The following is a 24,255-nucleotide window of genomic DNA, read 5'->3' as shown; positions in this document are numbered from 1 at the left end:
GGCCCTTCCTCGTACCACCGCCGCGGCTACTCGGACTTGATCGCCGCCAGCATGTTCAGGCGGGCCGCCCGCCGGGCCGGCCACAGTGCCGCCAGGACGCCGACCGTGGCCGCGAGCAGCAGGAAGAGGGCCATCCTGGCCCAGGGCAGGACCAGCTCGTACGTCGCCATCCTGCTGCCGACGAGCTCACCGGCCGCCCAGCCGAAGAACACGCCGAGACCGATGCCGAGCACACCGCCGAAGAGCGAGATCACCAGGGACTCCAGGCGGACCATCCGCTTGATGCCCTTGCGGTCGAGGCCGATCGCGCGGAGCATCCCGATCTCCTGCGAGCGCTCGAAGACCGACATGGCGAGGGTGTTGATGACCCCGAGGACGGCGACGATCACCGCCATCGCGAGCAGACCGTAGAGCATGTTCAGGATCAGGGTGAACATCTGCGCGATGCCGTTGGAGATGTCCTTCTTGTCCTGCACCTGGATGGCCGGGTTGTCGCCGAGGGCCTTCTCCAGCCTGGACTTGGCGGCGTCGGACGTGCCGCTCGACGTCTTCAGCATGACCTGCATGTCGGAGGTGTCGGTCTGGTGCGGCGCGAGCGCGGTGTTGTCGAGGATGATGCCGTTGATCATCTGGTTGCCCTCGTACACACCGGCGACCGTGAGCCGCTTCTTCGCGCCGTCCTCGTAGGAGACCGTGAAGCCGGAACCGGCCTTCCAGTGGTGGGACTCGGCGGTGTCCTTGTCGACGACGACCCGGGAGCCACCGACCTTGAAGGCGCCCTGGTCGACCTTGAGGTCGGTGAGCCGGGCGATGGATGCGCCGTTGACGCCCGTCAGGTACTCGGTCTCGCCGTCGATCCGCGAGGGCGCGTTGCGCAGGGGGCTGGTGGCGGCGACTCCGTCGAGCCCGGACAGCGTCTTCGCGACGTCGGGGGAGAGGGAGTTGCCGTTCGCCATAGAGACGACGTAGTCCGCCTTGATCGCGGAGCTGGCCATCTTGTCGATCGACTTCTGCAGGCTGCCCGCCATCACCGTCATCCCGGTGATGAGGGTGAGGCCGATCATCAGGGCGGAGGCGGTCGCGGCGGTCCGGCGCGGGTTGCGGACCGAGTTCTGGCGGGCCAGCTTGCCCGACACCCCGAAGATCCGCAGGACCGGCGCGGCCGCCGCGATCAGCGGGCGGGACAGCAGCGGGGTGAGGACGAAGACGCCGATGATGAGCAGGACCGCGCCCAGACCCATGGGGGCCTGCCCGTCCGAGCCGCTCATGGTCGTCGCGTACAGGACCACGGCGACGCCCGCGGCGGCGAAGAGGGCGCCGAGCGCGTTCCGTACGACGAGGGACTTGGTGGTCGCCTGCGCGTGCACGCTGCTCATCGCGGCGACCGGCGGGATCTTCGCGGCGCGGCGGCCGGGCAGCCAGGCGGCGAGCATCGTGATGAGAACGCCGACGAGCAGGGCCGTGGCGACCGTGCCGGGCGAGATCACCAGCGGGCCGTCCGGGACGGTGGCGCCGAGGGTGCCCATGAGCGAGCGCATCCCCGCGCCGATGCCGATACCCGCGACCAGGCCCGCCACCGCCGCGACCGCGCCGACGAAGAACGCCTCGACGAGGACGGACCGGGTGACCTGCCTGCGGGAGGCGCCGACGGCGCGCAGCAGGGCCAGCTCCTTGGTGCGCTGGGCGACCAGCATGGTGAAGGTGTTGGCGATGATGAACGTGCCGACGAACAGCGCGATGCCGGCGAAGACCAGCAGGCCCGTCTTCATGCCGCTCATCGCCGAGGCGATCTGGGTGGCCTGGTCATCGGCGAGCTGCTTGCCCGTGGTGGTGGAGGCGACGTCCTTGGGGACGACCTGGTCGAGGGCGCTGCGCAGGGCGGTCTGGCCGGTGCCCGGCGCGGCCTTCACGTCGATCTCGTCGAACTCGCCGACCCGGTGGAAGAGTCGCTGGGCGGTCGCCGTGTCGAAGAGGGCGAGGCTGCCGCCGGCCGCGACGTTGCCGTCGTCGGTGGTGAAGACGCCGGCGACGGTGGGGGTGAGGACCGGGCCGTCGACCGAGAGCCGTACGGTGTCGCCGACCTTGTAGCCCGCCCGTGCGGCGGTCCTGGAGTCGATGGCGACCTCGTTCCCGCCCCGGGGCGCGTGGCCGCTCGTCAGCGGGTACCGGGGGTCCTTGGTGCCCCAGTAGTTCCCGCCCTGCGACTGGAAGCCGTTCCCGACGAGCTTGCCGTTCTTGCCGGCGACGGCGGTGAAGCCGTTCACGACGCCGATCGTGGAACCGGCGCCGGGGACCTTGGCCGCCTTGTCCAGCAGGGCCTGGGTGAGCTTCGGGTCCTTGCCGATCGTGTCGCCGGAGTCCTTGCGGCCCTCCGGCTGGATGGCGACGTCGACCTGGCCGAAGCCCTTGGCGGAGCTCTTCTGATACGCGTCCGAGATGGTGTTGGTGAAGACGAGGGTCCCGGACACGAAGGCCACGCCGAGCATCACGGCGAGCACGGTCATCAGGAGCCTGGCCTTGTGCGCCAGCACGTTGCGCAGGGCGGTACGGAACATGGGGTTTCTCAGTCCAGGAGGGTGAGGCTGTTCGGGACGGTGCGTGGGTCCGGGGCGAGGTGACGGCAGGTCAGCTGGTGCGGCCCTTGGCGTCGAACTGCTTCATGCGGTCCAGGACGGAGTCCGCGGTCGGCCCGTACACCTCGTCGACGATGCGGCCGTCGGCGAGGAAGACCACGCGGTCGGCGTAGGCGGCGGCGACCGGGTCGTGGGTGACCATGACGACGGTCTGCCCCAGCTCCCTCACCGAGTTGCGCAGGAAGCCCAGCACCTCCGCGCCCGAACGCGAGTCGAGGTTTCCGGTCGGCTCGTCGCCGAAGATGATGTCGGGCCGGGAGGCCAGCGCCCGGGCGACGGCGACGCGCTGCTGCTGACCGCCGGAGAGCTGGGAGGGGCGGTGTCCGAGGCGGTCGGCGAGGCCGATCATCGCGATGACCTTGTCCAGCCACTCCCGGTCCGGCTTGCGGCCGGCGATGTCCATCGGGAGGGTGATGTTCTCCAGGGCCGTCAGCGTCGGCAGCAGGTTGAACGCCTGGAAGATGAAGCCGATCTTGTCCCGGCGCAACTTCGTGAGCTGCTTGTCCTTGAGGGAACCCAGCTCGGTCTCCCCGATGCGCACGGAGCCGGAGGAGAAGGAGTCGAGCCCCGCCACGCAGTGCATCAGCGTGGACTTGCCCGAGCCCGAGGGGCCCATGATCGCGGTGAACTCGGCCTGGCGGAAGTCGACGGAGACCCGGTCGAGGGCGACCACTTGGGTCTCGCCCTGTCCGTAGACCTTCGACAGTTCCGTGGCGCGGGCGGCCACCGTGGTGGTCCGGTCGGCAAGGGGCGTGGTGGTCACGGGAGGGTGCTCCTGTCGGGACGACGGCGTTTCTGGGGACGTGTCCCATCGTCGCGGCCGTTCGGCGCCGTGTAGTCAGCCGCTGTTCCGGTTCCTGGGGCAGCCTCCGGTCGGACCGCGCACGGCGGAGTCATACCTGGGGATGAGGGTGTTCCCTGAGCTCCGTCCGGGTACGGCCGCGCGGGGTGCGTCCGTTCGGACGGTGAAATTCCGTCATTCCGTATACGCGTCTCCGCGGCGCCCGAAAGGCTATTGGCAAGTGCGGATGGCCCGTACCGGGGGCTGATGCACCCTCAGACGTCAATAAAATAAGACAACATCGGTTCGCCCGACCGCTGTTCGAGGAGCGGGCCCCGATAGGCTCGGAATCTCGACGCGGAGCCCATGGCCTGCCCGGATGGTGGAATGCAGACACGGCGAGCTTAAACCTCGCTGCCCCTCGCGGGCGTACCGGTTCAAGTCCGGTTCCGGGCACCTCCGACCTCTCCCGCTCTCTCCCGACCCGTCCTCCTCGGGCACGCCCCGCCGGAGGAGTTCGCCGCGATCCGTTGACAGCAAGCGCGTGCCGCCGGAGACTCACGTGCGACATCGGTGAAGGAAATTTCACCAGGCGAACGGCTGTCACGCGGTGAACAGGCGCCACGGACAAACAGGCGCCACAGACGAACAGGCGCTACAGACGAACAGCCGCAGGGAACGCGAAGGGGCGTACCGGATGCGTACCACCGTCGGGATCATCGGAGCCGGGCCGGCCGGGCTGCTGCTGGCGCGCCTGCTGCGCAATGCGGGGATCGACTCCGTGGTGCTGGAGAGCCGCGACCGGGCGTACGTGGAGCAGCGGCAGCGCGCCGGGATCCTGGAGCAGGGGACCGTCGACGTCCTGCGGGCCGCCGGGGCCGGGGAGCGGATGGACCGGGAGGGGCTGCGGCACGACGGGATCGAGCTGCGCTTCGAGCGGGAGCGGCACCGGGTCGACTTCCCGGCCCTCACCGGAGGCAGCTCCGTGCTGGTGTACGCCCAGACGGAGGTCTGCAAGGACCTGATCGCGCTCCAGCTGAAGGAGGGGGGTCGGCTGCTCTTCGGGGCCGAGGCGCTGGCCGTCGAGGGGGCGCGGAGCGACCGGCCGCGGGTCCGCTTCCGGCACGAGGGGCACGAGGACGTGCTCGACTGCGACTACGTCGTCGGCTGCGACGGGTTCTGGGGCGTGGCCCGCAAGGCGGTGCCCGCCGAGCTCTCCCGTGTGTACGAGCGGACGTACCCCTTCGGCTGGCTCGGGATACTCGCCGATGTGGCGCCCTCCCACGACGAGCTGGTCTACGCCCGCCACGACCGCGGCTTCGCCCTGCTCAGCATGCGCTCTCCGGCCGTCTCCCGGCTCTACCTCCAGGTGCCGGAGGGCACGGAGGCCGGGGCCTGGTCGGACGACGAGATCTGGGACGAACTGGAGCGGCGCCTCGAGACCGGTGACGGCTGGCGGCTGGAGCGCGGGCCGGTCACCTCGAAGTCCGTCACCCCCATGCGCAGCTACGTCCACGAGCCCATGCGGCACGGGCGGCTCTTCCTCGCCGGGGACGCCGCCCACATCGTCCCGCCGACCGGAGCCAAGGGGCTCAACCTCGCCGTCGGCGACGTCGTGACGTTCGCCCGCGCCCTGACGCACCTCCGCGACACCGGTTCGGCCGAGCGCCTGGACGCGTATTCCGAGACCTGTCTGCGCCGTGTCTGGCAGGCCGAGCGCTTCTCGTACGACATGACGACCCTGCTGCACCGCGCCCCCGGCGCGACCCCCTTCGAGGACCGTATCCAGCTCGCCCGGCTGCGCCGGATGGCCACGTCGCGGGCGGCGGAGACGGATCTGGCCGAGGGGTACACCGGGTTTCCGCTGGACTGAGAGAACCGGAGCCGACCGGGCGCCGAAGGCCTGGCAGGGCGCCGCGACAAGGGCCTGTCACGGCTTGGTACCAGTGCTCGCAGGCCAGGGGACACACGCGTACCTTGGCAGGACGAGGGAAAGATCCTCCCCAAGCAGTAGGGTCGATCCTTTGCCTACCCATTACCCTTGAGGCCAAGGCCGCGCAGAGTGGCCATGGAGGAGTGAAATGAGGAGCAGCAACCCGGTCTTCTCGCGACGGGGGTTCAGCCGCGACAACGGCTACGCGGGATTCAACGCGGCGCCGCAGGCCGGGGGACCCGCTGTCGGCACGCAGGCCAACCCGTACGCCCAGCAGGGCGGCAACCCCTACGCGCAGAACCCCTACGCACAGCAGGGCCAGCAGTACGGCGCCCCGCCGCAGGCCCCGGTCACCACCGGCCGGATGACGATGGACGACGTCGTCATGCGCTCCGCCATGACGCTCGGCACCGTCACCGTCGGCGCCGTCCTGGCGTGGGCGCTGCTGCCCGTGTCGTCCACCAGCTACGGCCTCGCCATCGGCTCCGCCCTCGTGGCGTTCGTCCTGGCGATGGTGCAGTCCTTCAAGCGCAAGGCCACGCCCGCGCTGATCCTCGGTTACGCCGCCTTCGAGGGCGTCTTCCTCGGGGTCATCAGCGAGATGTACAACGAGCGGTGGAGCGGCGCCCCCTTCCAGGCGGTCCTGGGCACCATGGCGGTGGCCGGCGCGACCCTGCTCGTCTACAAGGCGGGCTGGATCCGCGTGACCGCGCGGTACGCCCGCATCGGTATGGCCATCGCCATCGCCTTCGTGGTCGTCATGGCGGTCAACCTGCTGCTCGTCGCCTTCGGTGTGGCCGGGGACGGCGGACTGCGCAGCATGGGTCCGCTGGGCGCGATCGTCGGCATCCTGGCGATCCTGATCGGCGCGTTCTTCCTGACCCTCGACTTCAAGCAGATCGAGGACGGCATCGCGTACGGCGCGCCGCGCGAGGAGGCCTGGCTGGCCGCGTTCGGCCTGACCATGACCCTCGTGTGGATCTACGTCGAGATGCTGCGGCTGGTCGCCATCTTCAGCAGCAACGACTAGCGACGCGGACCGCGTCGTCGGCGATGGCCGGCGACAGGCGTCCGAAGGGCCCGCGAACCACCGGTTCGCGGGCCCTTCGCTGTTCGCGGATGCCTGTCGGGATGTCGGTAGGACACCAGGTGGTGCCGGTGGTGCGCGCTCAGAGCAGTTTGCGCGCGGCCCTCCTCAGGTCGTACTCGTGAATGATCGCCTTGGCGTGGCCGTACGCGAGGTCGTGCTCGGCGCGGAGCCAGCTGACCTTCTCCTCGAAACGGAAGAGGGCGGGGCCTTCGTCGACGGTGCGCAGCCAGTCGGAGATCTCACGACCGGTGCAGTGGGGGATGCGGGCGAGCAGATTGCGGTGGGTCTCCTGCGAGAACACTTGGGACATCGGCGCCTCCGGACGCAAAGGGGATGTAAGCCGGTCCTTCACGCCACGGTGCCTGAGGGTTGGGTTGTTGGCAACAGTCCCGTCGCGGCGCGTAGTCTCGCGGCGTGCTTGATACGACGTCGCTGACCCGAGCCGTGGACCACTTCGCCGACCGGTTGCGGGCCGCCCCGCAGAGCCGGCTGCAGCGGGGGGCGGCTGCCGAGGCGCTGGGTCTGGCCAGGGAGTTGGCACTGCGTGCCCAGCGTGTGGAGGACCCGGCCGGGGAACCCAGGGAGATGCCCGAGGCGGGGATGTTCGCCGCCGCCGACCAAATCACGGTCGCGGCGCACGATTTGGCGCTCGTGCTGAGCAACGAGACGGAACTCGCCGAGGCGGTGGCGCTGGTGGAGGAGGCCCAGAAGCGGGCCGGGGTCTGACCCGCGCGGCCGGCCGCTCCGGGCCCGGCTGCTCCGGGCCCGACCTGTGCGGGGGACTGGCGCGGGTCTGATCCGAGTGGGGGGTTGCTGCGGATCTGAATTGTGCGGGCGACTGGCGTGGGCCTGATCCGAGTGGGCGACCGCCGCCGTCTGATCCGGGCGGGGGACTGCCGCTGGTCCGAGGTGTGCGGGCGGCGCGTGGGTGCGGTGGGGGTGTGCGGCGCGTCGCCCGGTACGCGTGCGGTGTCGGTGCGCGGGCGCGCGCCCCTTTTCCGGGGCGCTCGCCTTCCGGGGCGCTCGCCGCGGGACGGTGGCGCTACAGCGACGCTATGACGCGGTCCGCCAGGACGTAGACGTTCTCCTCGCCGCACGCGAACGTCAGGGCGTACGCGCCCGAGACGCCCGAGCCGCCCAGCAGGACCGGGGTCTCGCCCGCGCGCAGGGCCGCGGCCAGCCGCTCCGCGGTCTCGCGGTGACCCGGGGTCATGCACAGCGTCGTGCCGTCCGTGAAGACGTAGACGTCGAGGGTGCCGAGCGGACCGGGGCGGACGTCCGCCAGCTCGGTACGGGCCTCGGCGAGTTCCTCCAGGCAGGCCACCGTGCGCTCGTGGTCGTTCGCCACGGGTGACTGGACCGGCACGAAGTCCGGGTGCGAGGGATGACGGCGGCGGGCGGCGGCCAGTTCGGGCGAGTCCCCGGCGGTGCCTCCCTGTACGAAGTCCTTGGGCGCGAACTCCTCGGCGTCCAGGTCGGGCTCGGTGACCGTCTCCAGGTACTCCAGCCCCGCGAAGTCCGAGGGGCGGGCCGTGAACAGTTCGCTGTCGGTCAGACCGAGCAGCGAGGGCGCGTCCGAGGCGTCACGTGCCTCCTGGGCGGCCCAGAAGGCCCGGGCCTCGGCGAGCTCCCGCTCCCGCTCCTCGGCGAGCGCCTCGGTCACCGCGGCGCGTATCTCGTCGGTGTCCGCGGCCGAGCGGGCGGCGGGCACGAGACCGCGCGCGGCGCCGGCGCGGTTCTCGGCGAGTTCGTTGCGCAGTGCTGCGACCTGCCGGCGCAGACCCGACAGGGTGCGCAGAACGGCGACGCCCACGGCCGCGGTCGCGGCGGTGGTGAGCAGCAAAGCAATCGGCATGGCGCTCACTGACGTACTCCCGGTTCAAAGTCGACCCCCGACTTCCTACATCAGCTTGAAGGGCGGACCACCGAGCTGTCAGTGCGTAACGTCACGAATAGGACAGGGCTTTGGGCCCCGGGTTTACCCGTGTAACGGCTCTGACCTGCGTAAATCGCTCTCCAGGGGGAGATAGGTCACATCTTGGGGGGGATTGGATCACAAATCGGCCCGGAGTCCCGGTGGCAACCGGGATCCAGGCCGATTCGGTCACGCTGGGTCCAACCGCGGTCACCCGTAAGGATGGTGCGCGGCCCCGTCGTGGATTGATCCAGCTGATCCAGCTGGATCAGCTGAGGCGCTCGATGACCATCGCCATGCCCTGGCCGCCGCCGACGCACATCGTCTCCAGGCCGAACTGCTTGTCGTGGAACTGGAGGGAGTTGATGAGCGTGCCGGTGATGCGGGCGCCGGTCATGCCGAAGGGGTGGCCGACGGCGATGGCGCCGCCGTTGACGTTCAGCTTGTCCAGCGGGATGTCCAGGTCGCGGTAGGAGGGGATCACCTGGGCGGCGAAGGCCTCGTTGATCTCGAACAGGTCGATGTCGTCGACGGTGAGGCCCGCGCGCTGGAGCGCCTGCTTGCTCGCCTCGACCGGGCCGAGGCCCATGATCTCGGGGGAGAGGCCGGTGACGCCGGTGGACACGATCCGGGCGAGCGGGGTGAGGCCGAGCTCGCGGGCCTTCGTGTCGGACATGATCACGAGGGCGGCGGCGCCGTCGTTGAGGGGGCAGCAGTTTCCGGCGGTCACGAGTCCGTCCGGGCGGAAGACGGGCTTGAGGCCCTGCACGCCCTCCAGGGTGACGCCGGCGCGCGGGCCGTCGTCCTTGCTGACGACCGTGCCGTCGGGGGTCGTGACCGGGGTGATCTCACGCTCCCAGAAGCCGTTCTTGATGGCTTCCTCGGCGAGGTTCTGCGAGCGGACGCCGAACTCGTCCATGTCCTGGCGGGTGACGCCCTTGATCCGGGCCAGGTTCTCGGCGGTCTGGCCCATCGCGATGTACGCGTCCGGGACGAGGCCGTCCTCGCGCGGGTCGTGCCAGGTCGAGCCCTCGGACTTGGCGACGGCCTCGGTGCGGGCCTCGGCCTCCGCGAAGAAGGGGTTGCGCGTGTCGGGCAGGGAGTCGGAGTTGCCCTTGGTGAAGCGGGAGACCAGTTCGACGCCGGCCGAGATGAACACGTCGCCCTCGCCGGCCTTGATGGCGTGCAGGGCCATGCGGCTGGTCTGGAGGGACGAGGAACAGTAACGGGTGATCGTGCAGCCCGGGAGGTGGTCCATGCCCATCTGTACGGCGACGATGCGGCCGAGGTTGTTGCCCTGCTCGCCGCCGGGGAGGCCGCAGCCGAGCATCAGGTCGTCGATGTCCCTGGGGTCGAGCTCGGGGACCTTGGCGAGGGCGGCCTGGATGATCGTGGCGGTCAGGTCGTCGGGGCGGACGTCCTTCAGGGAGCCCTTGAAGGCGCGGCCGATCGGGGAGCGGGCGGCTGAGACGATCACGGCTTCGGGCATCACGGCTCCATGGGCACGAGGGGATGACGGGCGGGACTGCTTGGGAAGTTACCCGTCCGTACCGTCCAGGTCACCGCTCCGGTGGTGTGACTCCGGACGCACTTTTCTAAGCGCTTGCTTTTTGACCGGCCCGGGTGACGCCCCCACCGCCCCTACCCGTCCCATCCTGTCCCTGGGGGCTCCGCCCCCAGACCCCCGCCATCGCCCGAAGGGCTCGTCCTCAAACGCCGGACGGGCTGGAGATGCGGCCCTGCGCCGGAAGGTTCCGGACGGGCAGGAGGTGCGGGCCCGGCTGGAGATGCGGGCCTGCGCCGGAAGGTTCCGGACGGGCAGGAGGTGCGGGCCTGAGCCGGAAGGTTCCGGACGGGCAGGAGGTGCGCGCCGGGGCCTTTAGGGGCGCGGGGAACTGCGCGACCAGCCCCCACCCACCCGCACCCGAAGACCCCACCGGGGCCCGGTTCAGGGGCCCGGTTCAGGGGGTCGGCGTGGGCGCCGGGTCCGTGGCGGGGACGCGCCGGCGCCGGCGCCGTTTGAGGAGGGCCCACGGCCCACGCGGCCCCGTCGGCATGGCCGCCGTGACCTCCGTACCGGCCTCGGACGCCGCCTCCGCGGCCGCCCGCGCCACCGGCAGGAACCCCTCGCGGCGGGAGATGTCCGGCCGCTCCTCCTCGGCCGGCCACAGGCCGAGCGCCGCGCACACCGTGGGCAGCACCGCCATCGCCGCCGTCGCGTACCCCTCGGCGGAGGGGTGGTAGTTGTCGGGGCCGAAGAGCTCGCGCGGATTCGCCTCGAATTCGGGGCCCAGCAGGTCACCCAGCGACACCGTCCGCCCGCCCTGCTCGACCGTCCCGATGGTCTGCGCGGCGGCGAGCTGCCGGGAGGCCCGCCGTGCCAGCCACCGCAGCGGCTGCTGGACCTGCTCGACCGTGCCCAGGTCGGGACAGGTGCCGACCACGACCTCGGCACCGGCGGTGCGCAGCCGGCGTACCGCCGCGGACAGGTGACGGACCGATCGCGTGGGCGGCATCCGGTGGGTGACGTCGTTCGCGCCGATCATGATCACGCAGATGTCGGGCACCCGCGCGGTGTCCGCGAGGGCGAGCGCCACCTGCCGGTCGAGGTCGTCGGACTGGGCGCCCGGCAGCGCGACGTTGCAGAGTTCGACAGGGCGTTCGGCGACCGCCGCGAGCCCGGAGGCCAGCAGCGCGCCGGGTGTCTGGCGGGGCCGGTGCACGCCCTGTCCCGCCGCGGTGGAGTCACCGAGCATCGCGAGCCGCAGCGGCGGCCCGTCCTGTGCCGCGTACGCGTACCCGTACAGACCGTTCGCGCGGGGCGCCTGACCGTGTCCGTTGCCCACATGGCGCTTCGCCAGCTGCACCTCGGCCAGCACGACACCGATCGCGGCGGCGCCCACCAGACCGATCCCGCCGCCGCCGTACGCAGCACCCGCCGCGATCCGCCGTGCCACCCTCGCCCTCGACAAGCGCGTCATGCGTCGCCGCCACCTCCTCGTAGCCGTACAACAACTGCTTGCCCCGTGGAACGGGTCGGCCAATCTCAACGACACGTGAACGCCCACGGGGGGCCTTAGGCTGACGGGACCATCCCTTTAGAACGCAGCTCCGGAGACAACGGTGCAATTCCACGACTCGATGATCAGTCTCGTCGGCAACACCCCGCTGGTGAGACTCAACAACGTGACCGCAGGCATCCAGGCGACCGTCCTGGCGAAGGTTGAGTACTTCAACCCGGGCGGGTCCGTGAAGGACCGCATCGCCCTGCGCATGATCGAGGCCGCGGAGGAGAGCGGCGCCCTCAAGCCCGGCGGCACGATCGTCGAGCCGACCAGCGGAAACACCGGGGTCGGGCTGGCGATCGTGGCCCAGCAGAAGGGCTACAAGTGCATCTTCGTCTGCCCGGACAAGGTCTCCACCGACAAGATCAACGTGCTGCGGGCGTACGGCGCCGAGGTCGTCGTCTGCCCGACGGCCGTCGACCCGGAGCACCCGGATTCGTACTACAACGTGTCCGACCGGCTCGTCCGTGAGACGCCCGGTGCCTGGAAGCCGGACCAGTACTCCAACCCGAACAACCCCCTCTCGCACTATCACTCCACCGGCCCTGAGCTGTGGGAGCAGACGGAGGGGCGGATCACCCATTTCGTCACGGGCGTGGGGACCGGAGGGACGATCTCCGGCACCGGGCGGTACCTGAAGGACGCGAGCGACGGCAGGGTGCAGGTCGTCGGCGCCGACCCCGAGGGGTCCGTGTACTCCGGCGGGTCCGGGCGGCCGTACCTCGTCGAGGGCGTGGGTGAGGACTTCTGGCCGACGGCGTACGACCGGACGGTCGCGGACGAGATCGTCGCCGTGTCCGACAAGGACTCCTTCCAGATGACGCGGCGGCTCGCGAAGGAGGAGGGGCTGCTCGTGGGCGGGTCCTGCGGCATGGCCGTGGTGGCGGCGCTGCGCGTGGCCGAGCGGCTCGGACCCGACGATGTCGTGGTCGTCCTGCTGCCCGACAGCGGGCGCGGCTACCTCAGCAAGATCTTCAACGACGAGTGGATGGCGGACTACGGGTTCCTGGAGGACACGGGCCCGAGCGCGCGGGTCTGCGACGTCCTGAGCGACAAGGAGGGCGGCTCCATCCCCTCGCTCGTCCACATGCACCCGGACGAGACGGTCGGCGAGGCCATCGAAGTGCTGCGTGAGTACGGCGTCTCGCAGATGCCGATCGTCAAGCCCGGCGCCGGTCACCCGGACGTGATGGCCGCCGAGGTCGTCGGGTCCGTGGTCGAACGCGAGCTGCTCGACGCGCTGTTCACCCAGCGGGCCTCGCTGCAGGACCCGTTGGAGAAGCACATGTCGGCGCCTCTGCCGCAGGTCGGCTCCGGGGAGCCGGTCGGCGACCTGATGTCGGTGCTCGGCACCGCCGACGCCGCCATCGTGCTGGTCGAGGGCAAGCCCACCGGCGTCGTCAGCCGCCAGGACCTGCTGTCCTTCCTCGCCAAGGGCGGCGCCCGGCAGTAAGGACGGCCGGGCACCGGGCGGAGCGGGCCGCGGCGCGGAGCGAACCGGCCGCGGTGCGGAGCAGGCCGGGGCCTGGAGCGGAGTGGGCCGGGGCGTGGAGCGGGTCGCGGACCCGAGCCGGCGGGAGCTCCCGGCGGGCGACGAGGAGGCCCCGGTCAGAGAGATTTCCGCAGGTGGCGGGGGGAAAATCTCCGGAAGTTCCCCTCCTGGCACGGATCTTCCGGTCTTTCGGCGAGGAACTTCGCGGAAGTGGTACGAGCGTGTCACGTCCGCGCAGCACCCGCTTAACACACGTCCGGCACATTGGTGGGTGTCGGCAGGGCGGGAGCGGCTCCCCGCCCCGGCCGGCACCAAAACGGCGCCAAGGACCTCCGGAGCGGCTCCCGGACCTCCATGGACGCCAAGGACGCGCAAGCCTGGCCCTGACCCGGCCCGCGTCCCTCGCGGGGACCGCCGTCGTCCCGCCCCCCGGCAACGGGGGTGCGGCGGTCCCCGCGCAACACGTCGGAAGGGCCCGGCACCCACGAGGGTGCCGGGCCCTTCCGTTGTTTCCCCTTCTCGCACTTCCCCGGTGCCCCGTTCCCCCGTGGCCCGTGACCGTTGTCCCGCGTCCGGTCAGTCCTCCCAGTCCGACTTCTCCCTGTGGCGACGGCCGAAGAGGCCCGGTGAGACCCGCGCCGCCTGCACCGCGTTCACCCCCACGATGCCGATCCAGGCGACGAGCAGTCCGGGCAGGTGCGCGACCCCGCCGCCGATCGCGGACAGCGGGACCGCGAGGACCAGCGAGACGATGCCGAAGCCGAAGCGTTCGCCCCATGAATCGGTCCCCTGTGGTGAGCGCGCGCCACGGGCCACCACCATCTGCTGCTCGGCGAGCTGTCGCCGCACCCTTCGGTCGACCGCCCCGTCCAGTCGCTGCTCGACCTTCTCCAAGAAGGAGTCGACGAGCGCGGATTCGTACTCGTCGCCCAACTCCCTGCGTGCGTGCAGAGTGGCGTCGAGTTCCTTCTTCAGTTCGGCGTCGCCGCCCGCTTCCCTACCGGTCATGGTGTTCACGGTAGGGAGTGCGCGCCTCCGTGGCACTGGGGATAGCCCCCCTCTTGGGGAGGGGCCGCACCCCCGTACAGAAGGCCCCGGGCGACCGACCCAGAGCGACTCCGGGCGGCCCGGCGACACCGGGACGGAGGGGGGTGCAGGGCAGAGGGCCGACCGGACCCGTGTCGAGGTCGAGCGGCGCCGCCGCGACATGCGCCGGGGCGAAGGCCGGATCCGCCCGGACGGCGTCCCGGACCCGGGCCGCGTGGGCCCGTACGGTGTGACCGGCCCAGTCGCCGGGCAGCGCCCGGGTCCCTCGGGCGGCGGGTGCGGTCTCGTCCACGAGGAGCCCGAGATGGCCGCGCACGCACCCGTACGCAGGTGGCTGCCGGAAGGGCCCTTCGGTGCGGGGGCATGACGCTCCCTCATGAGTCGCCCGTGCGGAGTCATGTCTCCGTACGCACGCGCACGCTCACGCCATGTGCCCGTTCAAGGATCCTTGGACGATCCGTCGTCGGGCCGTCGCTTCCCCGATGCCGGCTCTTGATCGGCGCACCGGCGCATGGCTCATCGGCTCATCGGGTCTCGGTTCACGCGGCGGGAAGGTCCAGCGGGCGCAGCTCGTCCGCGTACGAGACGGAGATCCGGCGCATCAGGCCGTCCTCGGTGATGTCGTACTGGCCCAGCCGCCACAGTGGCGGCGAGTACGCGTGCAGCGAGACCGCGTCGTCGGTGGCGCCGGTGAGGCGGTGGATGTGCTCGGGGCCGAAGCAGAAGGACTCGCCGGCGCCGACGGTGACGGACAGATGGCTGCCGCCTATGCGCGGGTTGGACTCGTTGAGCGCGCCCTGGACGACGGCGACGGCGCCGGAGGAGATGTCGTGATCGTGCCAGCCGGTGTCGTTCTGCCGGGTCCAGCACAGCAGCCAGACGTCGACGTACTCGTCGCGGTACAGCGAGGCGTAGTGCCGCTCCTCGTCGGAGAACGCGACCTGTTCCCGCCAGCGGTCGGGGCGGGCGGCGAGATCGTCGACGAGGGCCCGGAGTTCGCGCTTGTCGAGCGTGCGGTCCGGCAGGGCCTGGTACGTCATGGGGTGGCTCCCTTCAGAAGTCGGTCGGGGTTGGCGGTGCGCAGGGCGTGGACGGCGGCGTCCGCGCCGAGGTCGGGGACGACCGGGGTCGCGTAGGGGCGGTCGCTGCCGCTGACGACGACGTCGATGCCGACGGCCCGGACGAGCGCGTCCACCGCGCGGGTTCCGTAGGAGGAGGTCTCGTAGAAGACGTCGAAGTCGATCTCGCCGCGCCCTCCGCCGCGGGCCGCGAGCCGCTCACCGTGCAGCGGGGCCAGGCCCGCGAGGGCGGCGAAGCAGACGCGCAGCCGAGGGTGGCGGGCGCGGCCGAAGGCGCGGAAGGCGAACCAGGACGCGTGCAGCTGGTGGACGTAGGGCACCAGCGCCGGCCACCAGGGCGGGGCGTGCGGGGCCGGTGGCGCCGCGCCCGGGTGCACGAACAGCGGCTTGTCCTCGTGGGTCAGGACGTCGAGGAGCGGTGCGTGGCGCTCCCAGCCCGCCGCGTCCAGGAGGGCGGTGGCGGGGAGTTGGAGGCCGGCGCAGCCGCGGCGGAGCTCCCGTTCGACCGCCGCGGGGTCCGGTGCGGACAGGCAGGGGGAGGCCCAGACGCCGAAGGGCGCGGGGAGGGCGAGCGCGCCGTCGTGGAAGGCGGCGAGCAGGGGTGCGGCGTCCGCGGGCGGCAGGAACTCGATGCCGAGGGGGCTGGACAGGGAGACCAGGGCCAGGTCGAGGCCGTCGGTGCGGGCGAGCGCGGTGCGGGCGGCGAGGTCGTGGTCGGCCGGGTCGGCCTCGTACGGCGGCTCGCCCGCCAGGTGCAGGGTCCAGCCGTCGAGGCGCGGTGGCGCGGTGCGGGCGCGCAGCAGCTCGATGAACGCGGGCGGCCATATGTGCTGGTGGACGTCGGTGGGCACGCGGCGGTCCTTGGAAGGAGTCCTCGGGGAGGGCGGGAGGGGGCCGGGAAGGGCCGGAAGGGGTGGGATCGGGACAGGTTAACCGCTTCACTTATGCGCTTAACTTAACCGGTTAACAACGTGTCGTGTCAAGCCTGCGCCCGTAGTGCGGACGCCTCCCGGTAGGCTTCCCGGCATGGCCAGGCCCAATAAGCGCACCACCCTCCGGGAGGTGGCCGAGGCCACGGGTCTCTCCACCGCCGCCGTCTCCTACGCCCTGCGGGGCAAGCACGTCTCGAAGGAGACCGAGGAGCGGGTGCGCAAGGCCGCCGCCGAGCTCGGTTACGAGGCGGATCCCATCGCCCGCGCGCTGGCCAGCGGCCGTACCAGCATGGTCGGCGTCCTCGCGGGGGACCTCCAGGACCTGTGGCAGCAGCAGCTGATGGCGGCCATCGGGCGGGAGCTGCTGGCCGGTGACCGTTACGCGCTGATCCTGGACGCCGGTGGTGATCCCGACCGTGAGCTGGTGCTCGCCAAGCAGTTGCGCGACCAGCGGGTGGACGCGCTGCTGGTGTCGCCGGTGAACCCCTCGGCCGAGGGGTGGGCGGCGATCGCCGACGCGCTGCCGGTGGTGGCCGTCGGGGACTCGCTCAGCGCGGCCCGTACGGCGGGGCAGGTCATCTTCGACAACCGGGCCGGTATCGACGCCGTGCTGGAGTACCTGCACGGTCTCGGCCACCGCCGGGTGACGGTGCTGACCCCGACCCGGCCCAGCACGCCGGACCGGCCCGCCGACGTGTATGTGCGCGAGGCTGCCGAGCGGCTCGGGTTGCGGGCCGAACTGGTGCCGTGTCCGCAGGAGTTGGGTGAGGCGACGGTGGTGGCTCGCCGGCTGCTGGACGGGCCTCGGCCCGCGACCGCCGTGTTCTGCTTCTCCGACTCGCTCGCGTACGGGGTGTACGCGGCGGCGGCCGAGGCGTCGGTCGTGGTCGGGCGGGACGTGTCCGTGGTCGGGTTCGACGACCATCCCGTCTCGCGGGTGCTGGCTCCGCCGTTGACCACGGTGGACTGGGGGTTGTCCGAGATCGCTGCGGAGGCTGCGCGGTTGACCGTCGCGGCGATCGAGGGGAAGCGGGTGCGGAGGAAGAGGATTCTGTGTGCGCCTCGGATGAGTGAACGGGGGTCGGCCGTACGGGTGTAGTTCCACGGGGTTTTCTCGCCCCCGCCGCCCCTACCCGACCCATCCCTGGGGGCTCCGCCACCAGCCCCCCCGCCAAGGGGCTGCCGCCCCCTGGACCCCCGCATCGCCCGAAGGGCTCGTCCTCGACGCCGGACGGGCTGAACATCCGCGGCCCGGGCCGGCACCATCAGCCCGTCCGGCGCTTGAGGACAAGGCCCTTGAGGCCGGAGCGGGGGTCCGGGGGCGGCAGCCCCCGGGTACGGGACGGGTCGGGCAGGGGGCGGCGGGGGGCGAAAGAAGGGCGGGTCAGGACAGTTTCTTCGTCTTCAGCCACGCGGCCGCGACCTCGTCCGGATCCTTCTTCTCCTTGTCCACCAGCCGGTTGAGCCTGGTCAGTTCCTCGGACGAGAGCACGTTGCCGAGGGAAGCCAGGGCCTTGCGGACCTTGGCGTCGGCCTTGCGGGAGGCGATGAGCGGGACGATGTGCTGGGAGGGGATCAGGTTCAGCGGGTCGGTGAGGACGACCCAGCCGTTCTCGATGACGTCCACGTCCGTGGTGAAGACGTTGGCGACGTCGACGTCTCCCTTCTTCAGGGCGCCCTTGACCAGCGGCCCGGAGGAGTCGAGGGACTTGAACTCCTTGAACTCCACGCCGTAGCGCTCCTTGAGGCCCACCGCGCCGACGACCCGCTTCTTCATCTCGGCCGCGGCGCCCAGAACCAGCCGGCCGTTGGCCTTGCGCAGGTCCGCGAGGCTCCTCAGGCCGTACTTGTCGGCGGTCTCCCGGGTGACCGCGAAGCTGTCGCGGTCCTCGGCGGCCGCGTACGGCAGGACCTCCAGGCCGGCGGGCAGCACGGTCGTGAGCGTGTTCTGCATGGCGCCGGCCTCGGTGTCCGTGGCCTTCGCGTCCAGGTAGAGGAGCAGGCTGCCCTGGTACTCGGGGAGCAGGTCGATGTCGCCGCCCTCCAGCGCGGGCACGACGATCTCGCGCGAGCCCAGGTTGGGGCGGACCTTCGTCCTGATACCCGCGGCCGACAGGACACCCGCGTACAGGTAGCCGAGGATCTGGTTCTCGGTGAAGTTGGCGGTCCCGATGGTCAGACCGCCGGCACTGGATCCGGAGCCGCCGCCGCTGTCGCCGCCCGAGTTGTCGAGCGAGGTGATGCCGCTGCCGCAGGCGGCCAGGGCGGGGACGGAGGCCGCGGCGAACAGGCCCCCGAGCAGAGTCCTACGGTTCATGGTTCTTCGGCTCCTCAGTGGGCGGAGGCGGTACGGAGATGACGGAAGAGGTAGCGCTGGAGTCCGGCGAGCGCGAGGTCGAGCACGACGGCGACGACCGCGACCAGGACCGCGCCGCCGAGGACCTGGACCAGGTCGCGCTGCGCCAGGCCGTCGAAGACGTACCGGCCCAGGCCGCCGAAGCTGACGTACGCGGCGATCGTGGCGGTGGACACCACCTGGATGAGGGAGAGCCGCAGGCCCGTCATGATCAGGGGGAGGGCCAGCGGGATCTCCACCTGGAGGAGGACCTGGTGGCCGCGCATGCCCTGGCCGCGGGCCGCGTCCTTGACCTCCGGGTCGACGGCGCTCATGCCCGCGTAGGTGTTGGTGACGATGGCCGGTACCGCGAGGACGACGAGGGCCACGTACACCGACCACAGCGAGAGTCCGCTGATCAGGAAGACCAGGACGACCAGGCCCACGGTGGGCAGCGCGCGGCCGAAGGAGGACAGGTTGATGGCGAGGAACGCGCCCCTGCCGGTGTGACCGATCAGCAGGCCCAGCGGGAGCGCGATCGCGGCCGCGATGAGCGTGGCGAACAGCGAGTACTCCAGGTGCTCGGCGATCCGGTGCGCGATGCCGTCGGTGCCGGCCCACTGGTCGCCGCTGACCAGCCACTTGGCGAGGTTCTCGAAGAGTTCGTACATGTCAGGCTCGCCGCCTCGTCCAGGGGGTGAGTACGTACTGGATCGCGACCAGCAGCGCGTCCGCGACCAGGGCCAGCAGCAGGGTCAGCACCACGCCGACGATCACCGGTGTCGGGAAGTTGCGCTGGAATCCGTCCGTGAAGAGCTGGCCGAGTCCGCCGTCGCCGATGTACGTGGCGACGGAGACCAGGGAGATCGACATCACCGTCGCGATACGGACCCCCGCCATGATCACCGGGAGCGCGAGCGGGAGTTCGACGGTGAGGAGGGTGCGCAGCGGGCGGGTGCCCATGGCTTTCGCTGCCTCCTTGGTCTTCGCGGGGACCGAGTCGAGGCCTTCGACGGTGTTCCGCAGCAGGACGACGAGGGAGTAGACCGTCAGACCGATGACCGTGGTGGTGCGGGTCAGACCGCTCACCGGGAGCAGGAGGACGAAGATCGCGATCGAGGGGATCGTGAAGAGGACGTTCGAGAGGCCTAGGAGCACCCCGCGCAGGGCGCGCACCCGGTGGGCCACGACGGCCAGCGGGAGGGAGATCAGCAGACCGAGGAGGACCGCGGAGAGCGCGGCCTGCAGATGCGAGAGGGTGAGGCTGGTCAGGTCGTCGGTGTGGTCGCCCAGCCAGGACCAGTCGATGGTCATATGGCGACGCCCGCGGTGCCGTGGGCCCTGGCGGCGTGCTCGTGGATGTCGTCCCGGGACGTGACGCCGGTCAGCGCGCCCTGCGTGTCGACACGCGCCACCAGGCCGGTCGGCGAGGCGATCGACTCGTTCAGGGCGGCGAGCAGGGAATCGCCGTCCCGCAGCGGCCGTACGGGGAAGGTGGCGTCCCCGGACGTGGAGCGCCAGTTCCGCGGCCGTCGGTCCTCGTCGAGGACGAGGGTCCAGGCGCCGCCTGCGGGGGCCGGGCCCTGCGGCACGTCGGCGAGGTTCTCCAGAGAGAGGAGCTTCAGGCCGCGCTCGGCGCCGAGGAAGTCGGCGACGAAGTCGTCCGCCGGGCGGGCGAGCAGTTCGGCGGGGCTCGCGCACTGCACCAGGTGGCCGCCGGTCCGGAAGATCGCGATCTGGTCGCCGAGCCGGACCGCCTCGTCGACGTCGTGCGTGACGAAGACGATGGTCTTGCTCAACTCCTTCTGCAGCCGCAGCAGTTCGTCCTGGAGTTGGGTGCGCACCACCGGGTCGACCGCGCCGAAGGGTTCGTCCATGAGCAGGACGGGCGGGTCGGCGGCGAGCGCGCGGGCCACGCCGACGCGCTGCTGCTGGCCGCCGGAGAGCTGGTGCGGGTAGCGCTTGCCCGCGTCGGCGGCCAGGCCGACGGTCTCCAGCAGTTCGGCCGCCCGGGCGCGGGCCTTCCTGCGGCCCCAGCCCAGCAGCAGCGGCACGGTGGCGATGTTGTCGAGGACCGTGCGGTGCGGGAAGAGGCCGGACTGCTGGATGACGTAGCCGATGGAGCGGCGCAGTTCGGCGGCGTCCCGCTCCAGGACGTCCTTGCCGCCGACGCGGATGGTGCCGGAGGTCGGATCGACCATCCGGTTGATCATCCTCAGGGTGGTGGTCTTACCGCAACCGGAGGATCCGACGAGGACGGTCACGCCGCCTTCCGGCATTTCCAGGGAGAGGTCGTGGACTGCGGTCGTGCCGTTGGGGAAGCGCTTGTGGACCGTGTCGAACTGGATCATGAGGTGTCCCTTGCCCGGTCTGCATATCGTCATGCAGAGTTCTCTGTACCTGAATAGGTTGTCAACGGTCCGGCGTTAATCGCTGGTTACTTATGGCCGCCAGGCAAGATTCAATGTCGGGATTGAGGGGAGTTCGGGCTCTATGTCGTCTCGAAATGCGGACACGTTCGGCGCGGTGGACGCACCGGCCACGACCGGACTCGTGGTCCTGGACGGGTGCGGCACCGGTGTCGCGGACATCGTCCGGCTCGCAGACGGCGCCGCCCGCCCGGTTCCCGGCACCGAGGCGATGAAGCGCGTCGAGCTGTCCTGGGACGCCGCCCGGCAGATCGCCGCGACCGGCCGGGTCTACGGCCGCTCCACCGGCGTCGGCGCCAACCGGAACGAGGACGTGCCCACCGAGGCCGCCGCCGAGCACGGTCTGCGGCTGCTGCGCAGTCACGCCGGGGCGATCGGCGAGGAGCTCCCCGCCCGCCAGGTACGGGCCATGCTCGCCGTCCGCGCCAACCAGCTGCTGGCGGGCGGAGCGGGCCTGCGGCCCACCGTCGTCACCGCCCTGTGCGAGGCGCTGGAGGCCGGGGCGTACCCCGTGGTGAACGAGTTCGGATCGGTCGGCACCGGGGACATCGCGGCACTGGCCCAGCTCGGACTGGCGCTGGTGGGGGAGCACCGGTGGCGGGGAACGGGCGCACCGGAACCCCAGCCCCTCGACAACAACGACGCTCTCGCGCTGATCAGCAGCAACGCGCTCACCCTCGGACAGTCCGCCCTCGCCCTGCACGAGCTGCGCGGGCTGATCGCGGCCACCCAGGTCGTCGCCGCGCTGTCGCTGCTGGCGGTGGACGGCTCGCACGAGGCGTACGCCGCCCCCGTGCACGCCGCACGGCCGCACCGGGGGTCCGGCGAAGTGGCCCGGCGGATGCGGGAGCTGATCGGCGCCGCCGACCGGCCCACCCCGCCGCTCGGGCGGATCCAGGACCCGTACGGCTTCCGGTGCGTGCCGCAGATCCACGGGCCCGCGCACGACGCCGCGGACGCGCTCGACGAGGTCCTCTCCGTCGAGATCAACGCCGCGGCCGAGAACCCCCTGATCTCCCCCGAGGACATGGCCGCCTACCACCACGGCGGCTTCTACCAGGCCCAACTCGCCCTCGCCCTGGACCACTTCAGGCTGGCGGTCACCCAGGTGGCCCGGCTGTCCACCTCGCGGCTCTCCACCCTCAACGAACCCGCCTACACCCGGCTGCGTCCCTTCCTCGCCGACCACGAGCCCGCGTCCTCCGGTGTGATGATCCTGGAATACGCCGCCGGGGCCGCCCTCGGAGACCTGCGTGCCTTCTCCGCGCCCGCCTCGCTCGGCCACGCTGTACTCTCCCGGGGCGTCGAGGAACAGGCGAGTTTCGCCTCGCTCGCCGCACGGCAGACACTGCGGGCGTGCGGTGCCTACCGTCTCGTCGTCGGCTGTGAACTGGTCGCCGCCGTACGGGCGCTGCGCCAGCGCGACCTGCGGCCCGACCCGGAGCTGCCGGTCGGACGAGCGCTGGAACTGGCCGAGTCGGTACTCGGCCTCGACCAGGCCGACCGCCCGCTCACCGACGACGTGACGGCGGCGGCCGCGCTGCTCGACCGGTTCACGGACATCTGGAGGGGGAGCGGAACATGAGCGTGGACAGGGACATGAACGTGACGGACAGCCCGGCCGGGCGCCTTCAGGCGCTCTTCGAGGGGCACCGGCTGACACCGACCCAGCGGCGCATCGCGCACAGCATGGTGCGGCGCGCCGCCGACGTGCCGTTCCTGTCGAGCGTCGAACTCGCCGAACTCGCCGGCGTCAGCCAGCCGTCCGTGACCCGCTTCGCGGTCGCGCTGGGCTTCGACGGCTACCCGGCGCTGCGCCGGCACCTGCGCGAGGTCGCCCCCGCCGAACAGACGGCGGCCCCGGGCTCGTACAACGAGTACCAGCAGGCCGTCGAGGCGGAGATCGAGAACCTGAAGCACCTCGCGGCGGTGCTCGCCGACCCGCGCCCGGTGCAGCGTGCGGGACGACTGCTGGCCGCCTCCCGCCCGCTCCCGGTGCTCGGGCTGCGGGCCGCGGCCTCCCAGGCGTACGGCTTCGCGTACTTCGCCGCCAAGGTCCACCCCGACGTACGGCTGCTGCACGAGGGCGGCACCATGCTGCACGACCGCGTCGACGCGGCCGTGCGCGCCGGAGCGAGTGCCCTGCTCTGCTTCGCGCTGCCCCGCCACCCGCGCGAGGTCGTGGACGCCCTCGGCTACGCGAAGGAGGCGGGCCTGACGGTCGTCACGGTCGCGGACTCCGCCTTCGCGCCGGTGGCGAAGGTGTCGGACCTGCTGCTGCCGGCCGCGGTCGGCACCGGCCTCGCCTTCGACACGGCCTGCGCCCCCATGCTCCTCGGGCGGGTCCTGCTGGAGGCGATGTGCGACGACCTGCCGGACGCGCAGGCGCGGCTGGAGGAGTTCGACACCCGGGCCTCGGCCCGGGGACTGTTCGTGGAATAGGTTCCGTGGTCACGGTTCGGTGGAGTCGCCGCGCTTCTCAGACTCGTCTCACCTTCGCTCGTTAGCGTGCCCGCCCGAAGACGCTGACGGCGACGAAAGGGAGGCGGAAGGTGGCACACGGAGGGCAGGGACTGGCTCGGGTGGCCGTCGTCGTGCGGGCCGGGGCCGCACCGTTGTGGTGGTGCGGAGTGTTCGCGGCCGGTATCGGAGTGCTGGTGCCGGGCCTGACCGGGCGGCGTATCGGCGTCCTGGCCGGCGCCGCGCTCTTCGTCCTGGCCGCCACCGTGACGGCGTACACCCGCAGGAAGCGGTATGCCGCACTGGTGCGCTCCGCGGCCCGGGCGAGCAAGCACGACATCCTGCAGGACCGGGCCGTGACGATGCGCAACTGGCGCCGCGGCCACCGCTGGTGGCTGCTGCTCGCCTTCGTGGCCGCGCTGGGCAGCTCCTTCGCCCTGCCCGCCGCGGGCGGCATGCTGCTGGCCGGCGCGGGCGTGGGGCTGTGGCTGAAGGCCGGCTGGCTCGGGCGCCGCGAACGCGCCGCGGAGGCGCTGATCTGGGTACGGGTCGACTGGCTCGGCCGGGGGTCCGGTGCCCCCGCCGGCAAGCCGGTCAAGGCCTGCCGGGCCACCGGGGTGGCGGCCGGCGACGCCGCGCCCGGAGGAGCGCGACGTCGCTGACCGGATACCGGTCCGGCCGTTACACCTCGAGGTCCGCCTCGATCCTCTTCAGCTGGTGCCTCGCCATCGCCAGGTTGGAGCGCTTGGCGTCGAGCACCAGGTACAGGAACAGCCCGTTGCCGCCGCGGCCCTTCATCAGCCGGATCAGGTGGTACTGGTCGGACAGCGTGATCAGGATGTCCTCGATCTCGCCCTTCAGCCCGAGGTGCTCCATGGTGCGCAGCTTGGCGCGGACGACGTCGGTGTTGCCGGCCGCCGCGACGGTGAGGTCGAAGCCCTTGCTGCCGCCGATCGTGCCCAGCGCCATACCGCTGGTGTAGTCGACGAGAGCCGCTCCGGTCGCGCCCTCGATGGACGCCAGCGCCTCTTTCAGTGCGGTTTCGGTGTTGGTCATGGTGTGGT

Annotated in this window: 22 protein-coding genes and 1 tRNA gene; 9 read left to right on the top strand and 14 right to left on the bottom strand. The window is 71.5% G+C overall.

Annotated features, from left to right (window positions below; genetic code table 11):
* Positions 1 to 26: 26 nt before the first annotated feature.
* The gene (locus OHB41_RS20125; protein WP_266699610.1) at positions 27 to 2,555 is read right to left on the bottom strand and encodes an ABC transporter permease; all 2,529 of its coding nucleotides are present in this window, start codon (positions 2,553 to 2,555) and stop codon (positions 27 to 29) included.
* Positions 2,556 to 2,625: 70 nt separating this feature from the next.
* Positions 2,626 to 3,396, bottom strand: coding sequence for an ABC transporter ATP-binding protein (locus tag OHB41_RS20120; RefSeq protein ID WP_266699609.1), 771 nt, complete (start codon positions 3,394 to 3,396; stop codon positions 2,626 to 2,628).
* Between the two features lie 391 nt (positions 3,397 to 3,787).
* Here OHB41_RS20120 and OHB41_RS20115 point away from each other — a divergent pair.
* The 3 genes from OHB41_RS20115 to OHB41_RS20105 all read left to right on the top strand — a co-directional run bounded on the left by OHB41_RS20115 (position 3,788) and on the right by OHB41_RS20105 (position 6,377).
* Positions 3,788 to 3,870, top strand: a tRNA-Leu gene (locus OHB41_RS20115).
* 241 nt (positions 3,871 to 4,111) lie between these two features.
* A complete protein-coding gene (locus tag OHB41_RS20110; protein WP_266699608.1) occupies positions 4,112 to 5,287 on the top strand; it encodes a 4-hydroxybenzoate 3-monooxygenase in 1,176 nt (391 codons plus the stop codon).
* A gap of 208 nt (positions 5,288 to 5,495) precedes the next feature.
* Positions 5,496 to 6,377 (top strand): Bax inhibitor-1/YccA family protein, encoded by an 882-nt coding sequence (locus OHB41_RS20105; RefSeq protein ID WP_266699607.1) that lies wholly within the window; start codon positions 5,496 to 5,498, stop codon positions 6,375 to 6,377.
* Between the two features lie 139 nt (positions 6,378 to 6,516).
* On the opposite strand, the gene OHB41_RS20100 is transcribed toward OHB41_RS20105, so the two are convergent.
* Positions 6,517 to 6,747 carry a DUF4287 domain-containing protein gene (locus OHB41_RS20100; RefSeq protein ID WP_148008763.1) on the bottom strand — a complete coding sequence of 77 codons (231 nt, stop codon included), beginning with the start codon at positions 6,745 to 6,747 and terminating at the stop codon, positions 6,517 to 6,519.
* A gap of 104 nt (positions 6,748 to 6,851) precedes the next feature.
* Here OHB41_RS20100 and OHB41_RS20095 point away from each other — a divergent pair, with 104 nt between their 5' ends.
* Positions 6,852 to 7,163, top strand: a complete 312-nt coding sequence (locus OHB41_RS20095) for a hypothetical protein (RefSeq protein WP_266699606.1) — start codon at positions 6,852 to 6,854, stop codon at positions 7,161 to 7,163.
* 316 nt (positions 7,164 to 7,479) lie between these two features.
* Here OHB41_RS20095 and OHB41_RS20090 read toward each other — a convergent pair whose 3' ends face one another.
* The 3 genes from OHB41_RS20090 to OHB41_RS20080 all read right to left on the bottom strand — a co-directional run bounded on the left by OHB41_RS20090 (position 7,480) and on the right by OHB41_RS20080 (position 11,333).
* On the bottom strand, positions 7,480 to 8,292 hold the full coding sequence (locus OHB41_RS20090; RefSeq protein WP_266699605.1) for a hypothetical protein: 813 nt from the start codon (positions 8,290 to 8,292) through the stop codon (positions 7,480 to 7,482).
* 328 nt (positions 8,293 to 8,620) lie between these two features.
* Positions 8,621 to 9,841 (bottom strand): acetyl-CoA C-acetyltransferase, encoded by a 1,221-nt coding sequence (locus tag OHB41_RS20085; RefSeq protein ID WP_266699604.1) that lies wholly within the window; start codon positions 9,839 to 9,841, stop codon positions 8,621 to 8,623.
* 472 nt (positions 9,842 to 10,313) lie between these two features.
* Positions 10,314 to 11,333, bottom strand: coding sequence for an SGNH/GDSL hydrolase family protein (locus tag OHB41_RS20080; protein ID WP_266699603.1), 1,020 nt, complete (start codon positions 11,331 to 11,333; stop codon positions 10,314 to 10,316).
* 142 nt (positions 11,334 to 11,475) lie between these two features.
* Between OHB41_RS20080 and OHB41_RS20075 the strand changes: the two genes are divergently transcribed.
* On the top strand, positions 11,476 to 12,870 hold the full coding sequence (locus tag OHB41_RS20075) for a cystathionine beta-synthase (RefSeq protein WP_266699602.1): 1,395 nt from the start codon (positions 11,476 to 11,478) through the stop codon (positions 12,868 to 12,870).
* Between the two features lie 615 nt (positions 12,871 to 13,485).
* Here the strand turns inward: OHB41_RS20075 and OHB41_RS20070 are convergent.
* From OHB41_RS20070 to OHB41_RS20060, 3 genes are all read right to left on the bottom strand, one after another.
* On the bottom strand, positions 13,486 to 13,917 hold the full coding sequence (locus OHB41_RS20070; protein ID WP_266699601.1) for a hypothetical protein: 432 nt from the start codon (positions 13,915 to 13,917) through the stop codon (positions 13,486 to 13,488).
* Between the two features lie 578 nt (positions 13,918 to 14,495).
* Complete coding sequence (locus OHB41_RS20065; protein ID WP_266699600.1) at positions 14,496 to 14,996, bottom strand: cysteine dioxygenase; 501 nt, start codon at positions 14,994 to 14,996, stop codon at positions 14,496 to 14,498.
* Entirely contained in the window at positions 14,993 to 15,886 is an 894-nt protein-coding gene (locus tag OHB41_RS20060; protein WP_266699599.1) for an amidohydrolase family protein, read from the bottom strand. The genes OHB41_RS20065 and OHB41_RS20060 overlap by 4 nt, the downstream gene beginning before the upstream one ends.
* A 175-nt stretch (positions 15,887 to 16,061) precedes the next feature.
* Here OHB41_RS20060 and OHB41_RS20055 point away from each other — a divergent pair, with 175 nt between their 5' ends.
* Entirely contained in the window at positions 16,062 to 17,066 is a 1,005-nt protein-coding gene (locus OHB41_RS20055; RefSeq protein WP_266699598.1) for a LacI family DNA-binding transcriptional regulator, read from the top strand.
* Positions 17,067 to 17,351: 285 nt separating this feature from the next.
* Here OHB41_RS20055 and OHB41_RS20050 read toward each other — a convergent pair whose 3' ends face one another.
* The 4 genes from OHB41_RS20050 to OHB41_RS20035 are packed head-to-tail and all read right to left on the bottom strand — an operon-like array spanning position 17,352 to position 20,653.
* Complete coding sequence (locus tag OHB41_RS20050; protein WP_266699597.1) at positions 17,352 to 18,284, bottom strand: ABC transporter substrate-binding protein; 933 nt, start codon at positions 18,282 to 18,284, stop codon at positions 17,352 to 17,354.
* Between the two features lie 14 nt (positions 18,285 to 18,298).
* Positions 18,299 to 18,973, bottom strand: a complete 675-nt coding sequence (locus OHB41_RS20045; protein WP_266699596.1) for an ABC transporter permease — start codon at positions 18,971 to 18,973, stop codon at positions 18,299 to 18,301.
* 1 nt (position 18,974) lies between these two features.
* On the bottom strand, positions 18,975 to 19,616 hold the full coding sequence (locus OHB41_RS20040; RefSeq protein WP_266699595.1) for an ABC transporter permease: 642 nt from the start codon (positions 19,614 to 19,616) through the stop codon (positions 18,975 to 18,977).
* Positions 19,613 to 20,653 (bottom strand): ABC transporter ATP-binding protein, encoded by a 1,041-nt coding sequence (locus OHB41_RS20035; protein ID WP_266706011.1) that lies wholly within the window; start codon positions 20,651 to 20,653, stop codon positions 19,613 to 19,615. The genes OHB41_RS20040 and OHB41_RS20035 overlap by 4 nt, the downstream gene beginning before the upstream one ends.
* A gap of 142 nt (positions 20,654 to 20,795) precedes the next feature.
* Between OHB41_RS20035 and OHB41_RS20030 the strand changes: the two genes are divergently transcribed.
* The 3 genes from OHB41_RS20030 to OHB41_RS20020 all read left to right on the top strand — a co-directional run bounded on the left by OHB41_RS20030 (position 20,796) and on the right by OHB41_RS20020 (position 23,853).
* Entirely contained in the window at positions 20,796 to 22,316 is a 1,521-nt protein-coding gene (locus OHB41_RS20030) for an aromatic amino acid ammonia-lyase (RefSeq protein ID WP_266699594.1), read from the top strand.
* The gene (locus OHB41_RS20025; protein WP_266699593.1) at positions 22,313 to 23,173 is read left to right on the top strand and encodes a MurR/RpiR family transcriptional regulator; all 861 of its coding nucleotides are present in this window, start codon (positions 22,313 to 22,315) and stop codon (positions 23,171 to 23,173) included. The genes OHB41_RS20030 and OHB41_RS20025 overlap by 4 nt, the downstream gene beginning before the upstream one ends.
* 110 nt (positions 23,174 to 23,283) lie before the next feature.
* Positions 23,284 to 23,853, top strand: a complete 570-nt coding sequence (locus OHB41_RS20020) for a hypothetical protein (RefSeq protein WP_266699592.1) — start codon at positions 23,284 to 23,286, stop codon at positions 23,851 to 23,853.
* Between the two features lie 19 nt (positions 23,854 to 23,872).
* Here OHB41_RS20020 and OHB41_RS20015 read toward each other — a convergent pair whose 3' ends face one another.
* Positions 23,873 to 24,247 carry a roadblock/LC7 domain-containing protein gene (locus tag OHB41_RS20015; protein WP_168528468.1) on the bottom strand — a complete coding sequence of 125 codons (375 nt, stop codon included), beginning with the start codon at positions 24,245 to 24,247 and terminating at the stop codon, positions 23,873 to 23,875.
* Between the last annotated feature and the right edge of the window lie 8 nt (positions 24,248 to 24,255).

The organism is Streptomyces sp. NBC_01571 (assembly GCF_026339875.1).
GTDB lineage: Bacteria > Actinomycetota > Actinomycetes > Streptomycetales > Streptomycetaceae > Streptomyces.
The sequence above is the reverse complement of the archived record's forward strand: the minus strand, read 5'-3'. Positions and strand labels throughout refer to the sequence as shown.

What these genes read in the sequence shown, in the direction of transcription:
- OHB41_RS20125 (WP_266699610.1), bottom strand. Translation starts at nt 2,555, where the DNA reads ATGTTCCGTACCGCCCTGCGCAACGTGCTGGCGCACAAGGCCAGGCTC.
- OHB41_RS20110 (WP_266699608.1), top strand. Translation starts at nt 4,112, where the DNA reads ATGCGTACCACCGTCGGGATCATCGGAGCCGGGCCGGCCGGGCTGCTG.
- OHB41_RS20105 (WP_266699607.1), top strand. Translation starts at nt 5,496, where the DNA reads ATGAGGAGCAGCAACCCGGTCTTCTCGCGACGGGGGTTCAGCCGCGAC.
- OHB41_RS20100 (WP_148008763.1), bottom strand. Translation starts at nt 6,747, where the DNA reads ATGTCCCAAGTGTTCTCGCAGGAGACCCACCGCAATCTGCTCGCCCGC.
- OHB41_RS20090 (WP_266699605.1), bottom strand. Translation starts at nt 8,292, where the DNA reads ATGCCGATTGCTTTGCTGCTCACCACCGCCGCGACCGCGGCCGTGGGC.
- OHB41_RS20085 (WP_266699604.1), bottom strand. Translation starts at nt 9,841, where the DNA reads ATGCCCGAAGCCGTGATCGTCTCAGCCGCCCGCTCCCCGATCGGCCGC.
- OHB41_RS20080 (WP_266699603.1), bottom strand. Translation starts at nt 11,333, where the DNA reads ATGACGCGCTTGTCGAGGGCGAGGGTGGCACGGCGGATCGCGGCGGGT.
- OHB41_RS20070 (WP_266699601.1), bottom strand. Translation starts at nt 13,917, where the DNA reads ATGACCGGTAGGGAAGCGGGCGGCGACGCCGAACTGAAGAAGGAACTC.
- OHB41_RS20065 (WP_266699600.1), bottom strand. Translation starts at nt 14,996, where the DNA reads ATGACGTACCAGGCCCTGCCGGACCGCACGCTCGACAAGCGCGAACTC.
- OHB41_RS20055 (WP_266699598.1), top strand. Translation starts at nt 16,062, where the DNA reads ATGGCCAGGCCCAATAAGCGCACCACCCTCCGGGAGGTGGCCGAGGCC.
- OHB41_RS20050 (WP_266699597.1), bottom strand. Translation starts at nt 18,284, where the DNA reads ATGAACCGTAGGACTCTGCTCGGGGGCCTGTTCGCCGCGGCCTCCGTC.
- OHB41_RS20045 (WP_266699596.1), bottom strand. Translation starts at nt 18,973, where the DNA reads ATGTACGAACTCTTCGAGAACCTCGCCAAGTGGCTGGTCAGCGGCGAC.
- OHB41_RS20040 (WP_266699595.1), bottom strand. Translation starts at nt 19,616, where the DNA reads ATGACCATCGACTGGTCCTGGCTGGGCGACCACACCGACGACCTGACC.
- OHB41_RS20035 (WP_266706011.1), bottom strand. Translation starts at nt 20,653, where the DNA reads ATGATCCAGTTCGACACGGTCCACAAGCGCTTCCCCAACGGCACGACC.
- OHB41_RS20030 (WP_266699594.1), top strand. Translation starts at nt 20,796, where the DNA reads ATGTCGTCTCGAAATGCGGACACGTTCGGCGCGGTGGACGCACCGGCC.
- OHB41_RS20025 (WP_266699593.1), top strand. Translation starts at nt 22,313, where the DNA reads ATGAGCGTGGACAGGGACATGAACGTGACGGACAGCCCGGCCGGGCGC.
- OHB41_RS20015 (WP_168528468.1), bottom strand. Translation starts at nt 24,247, where the DNA reads ATGACCAACACCGAAACCGCACTGAAAGAGGCGCTGGCGTCCATCGAG.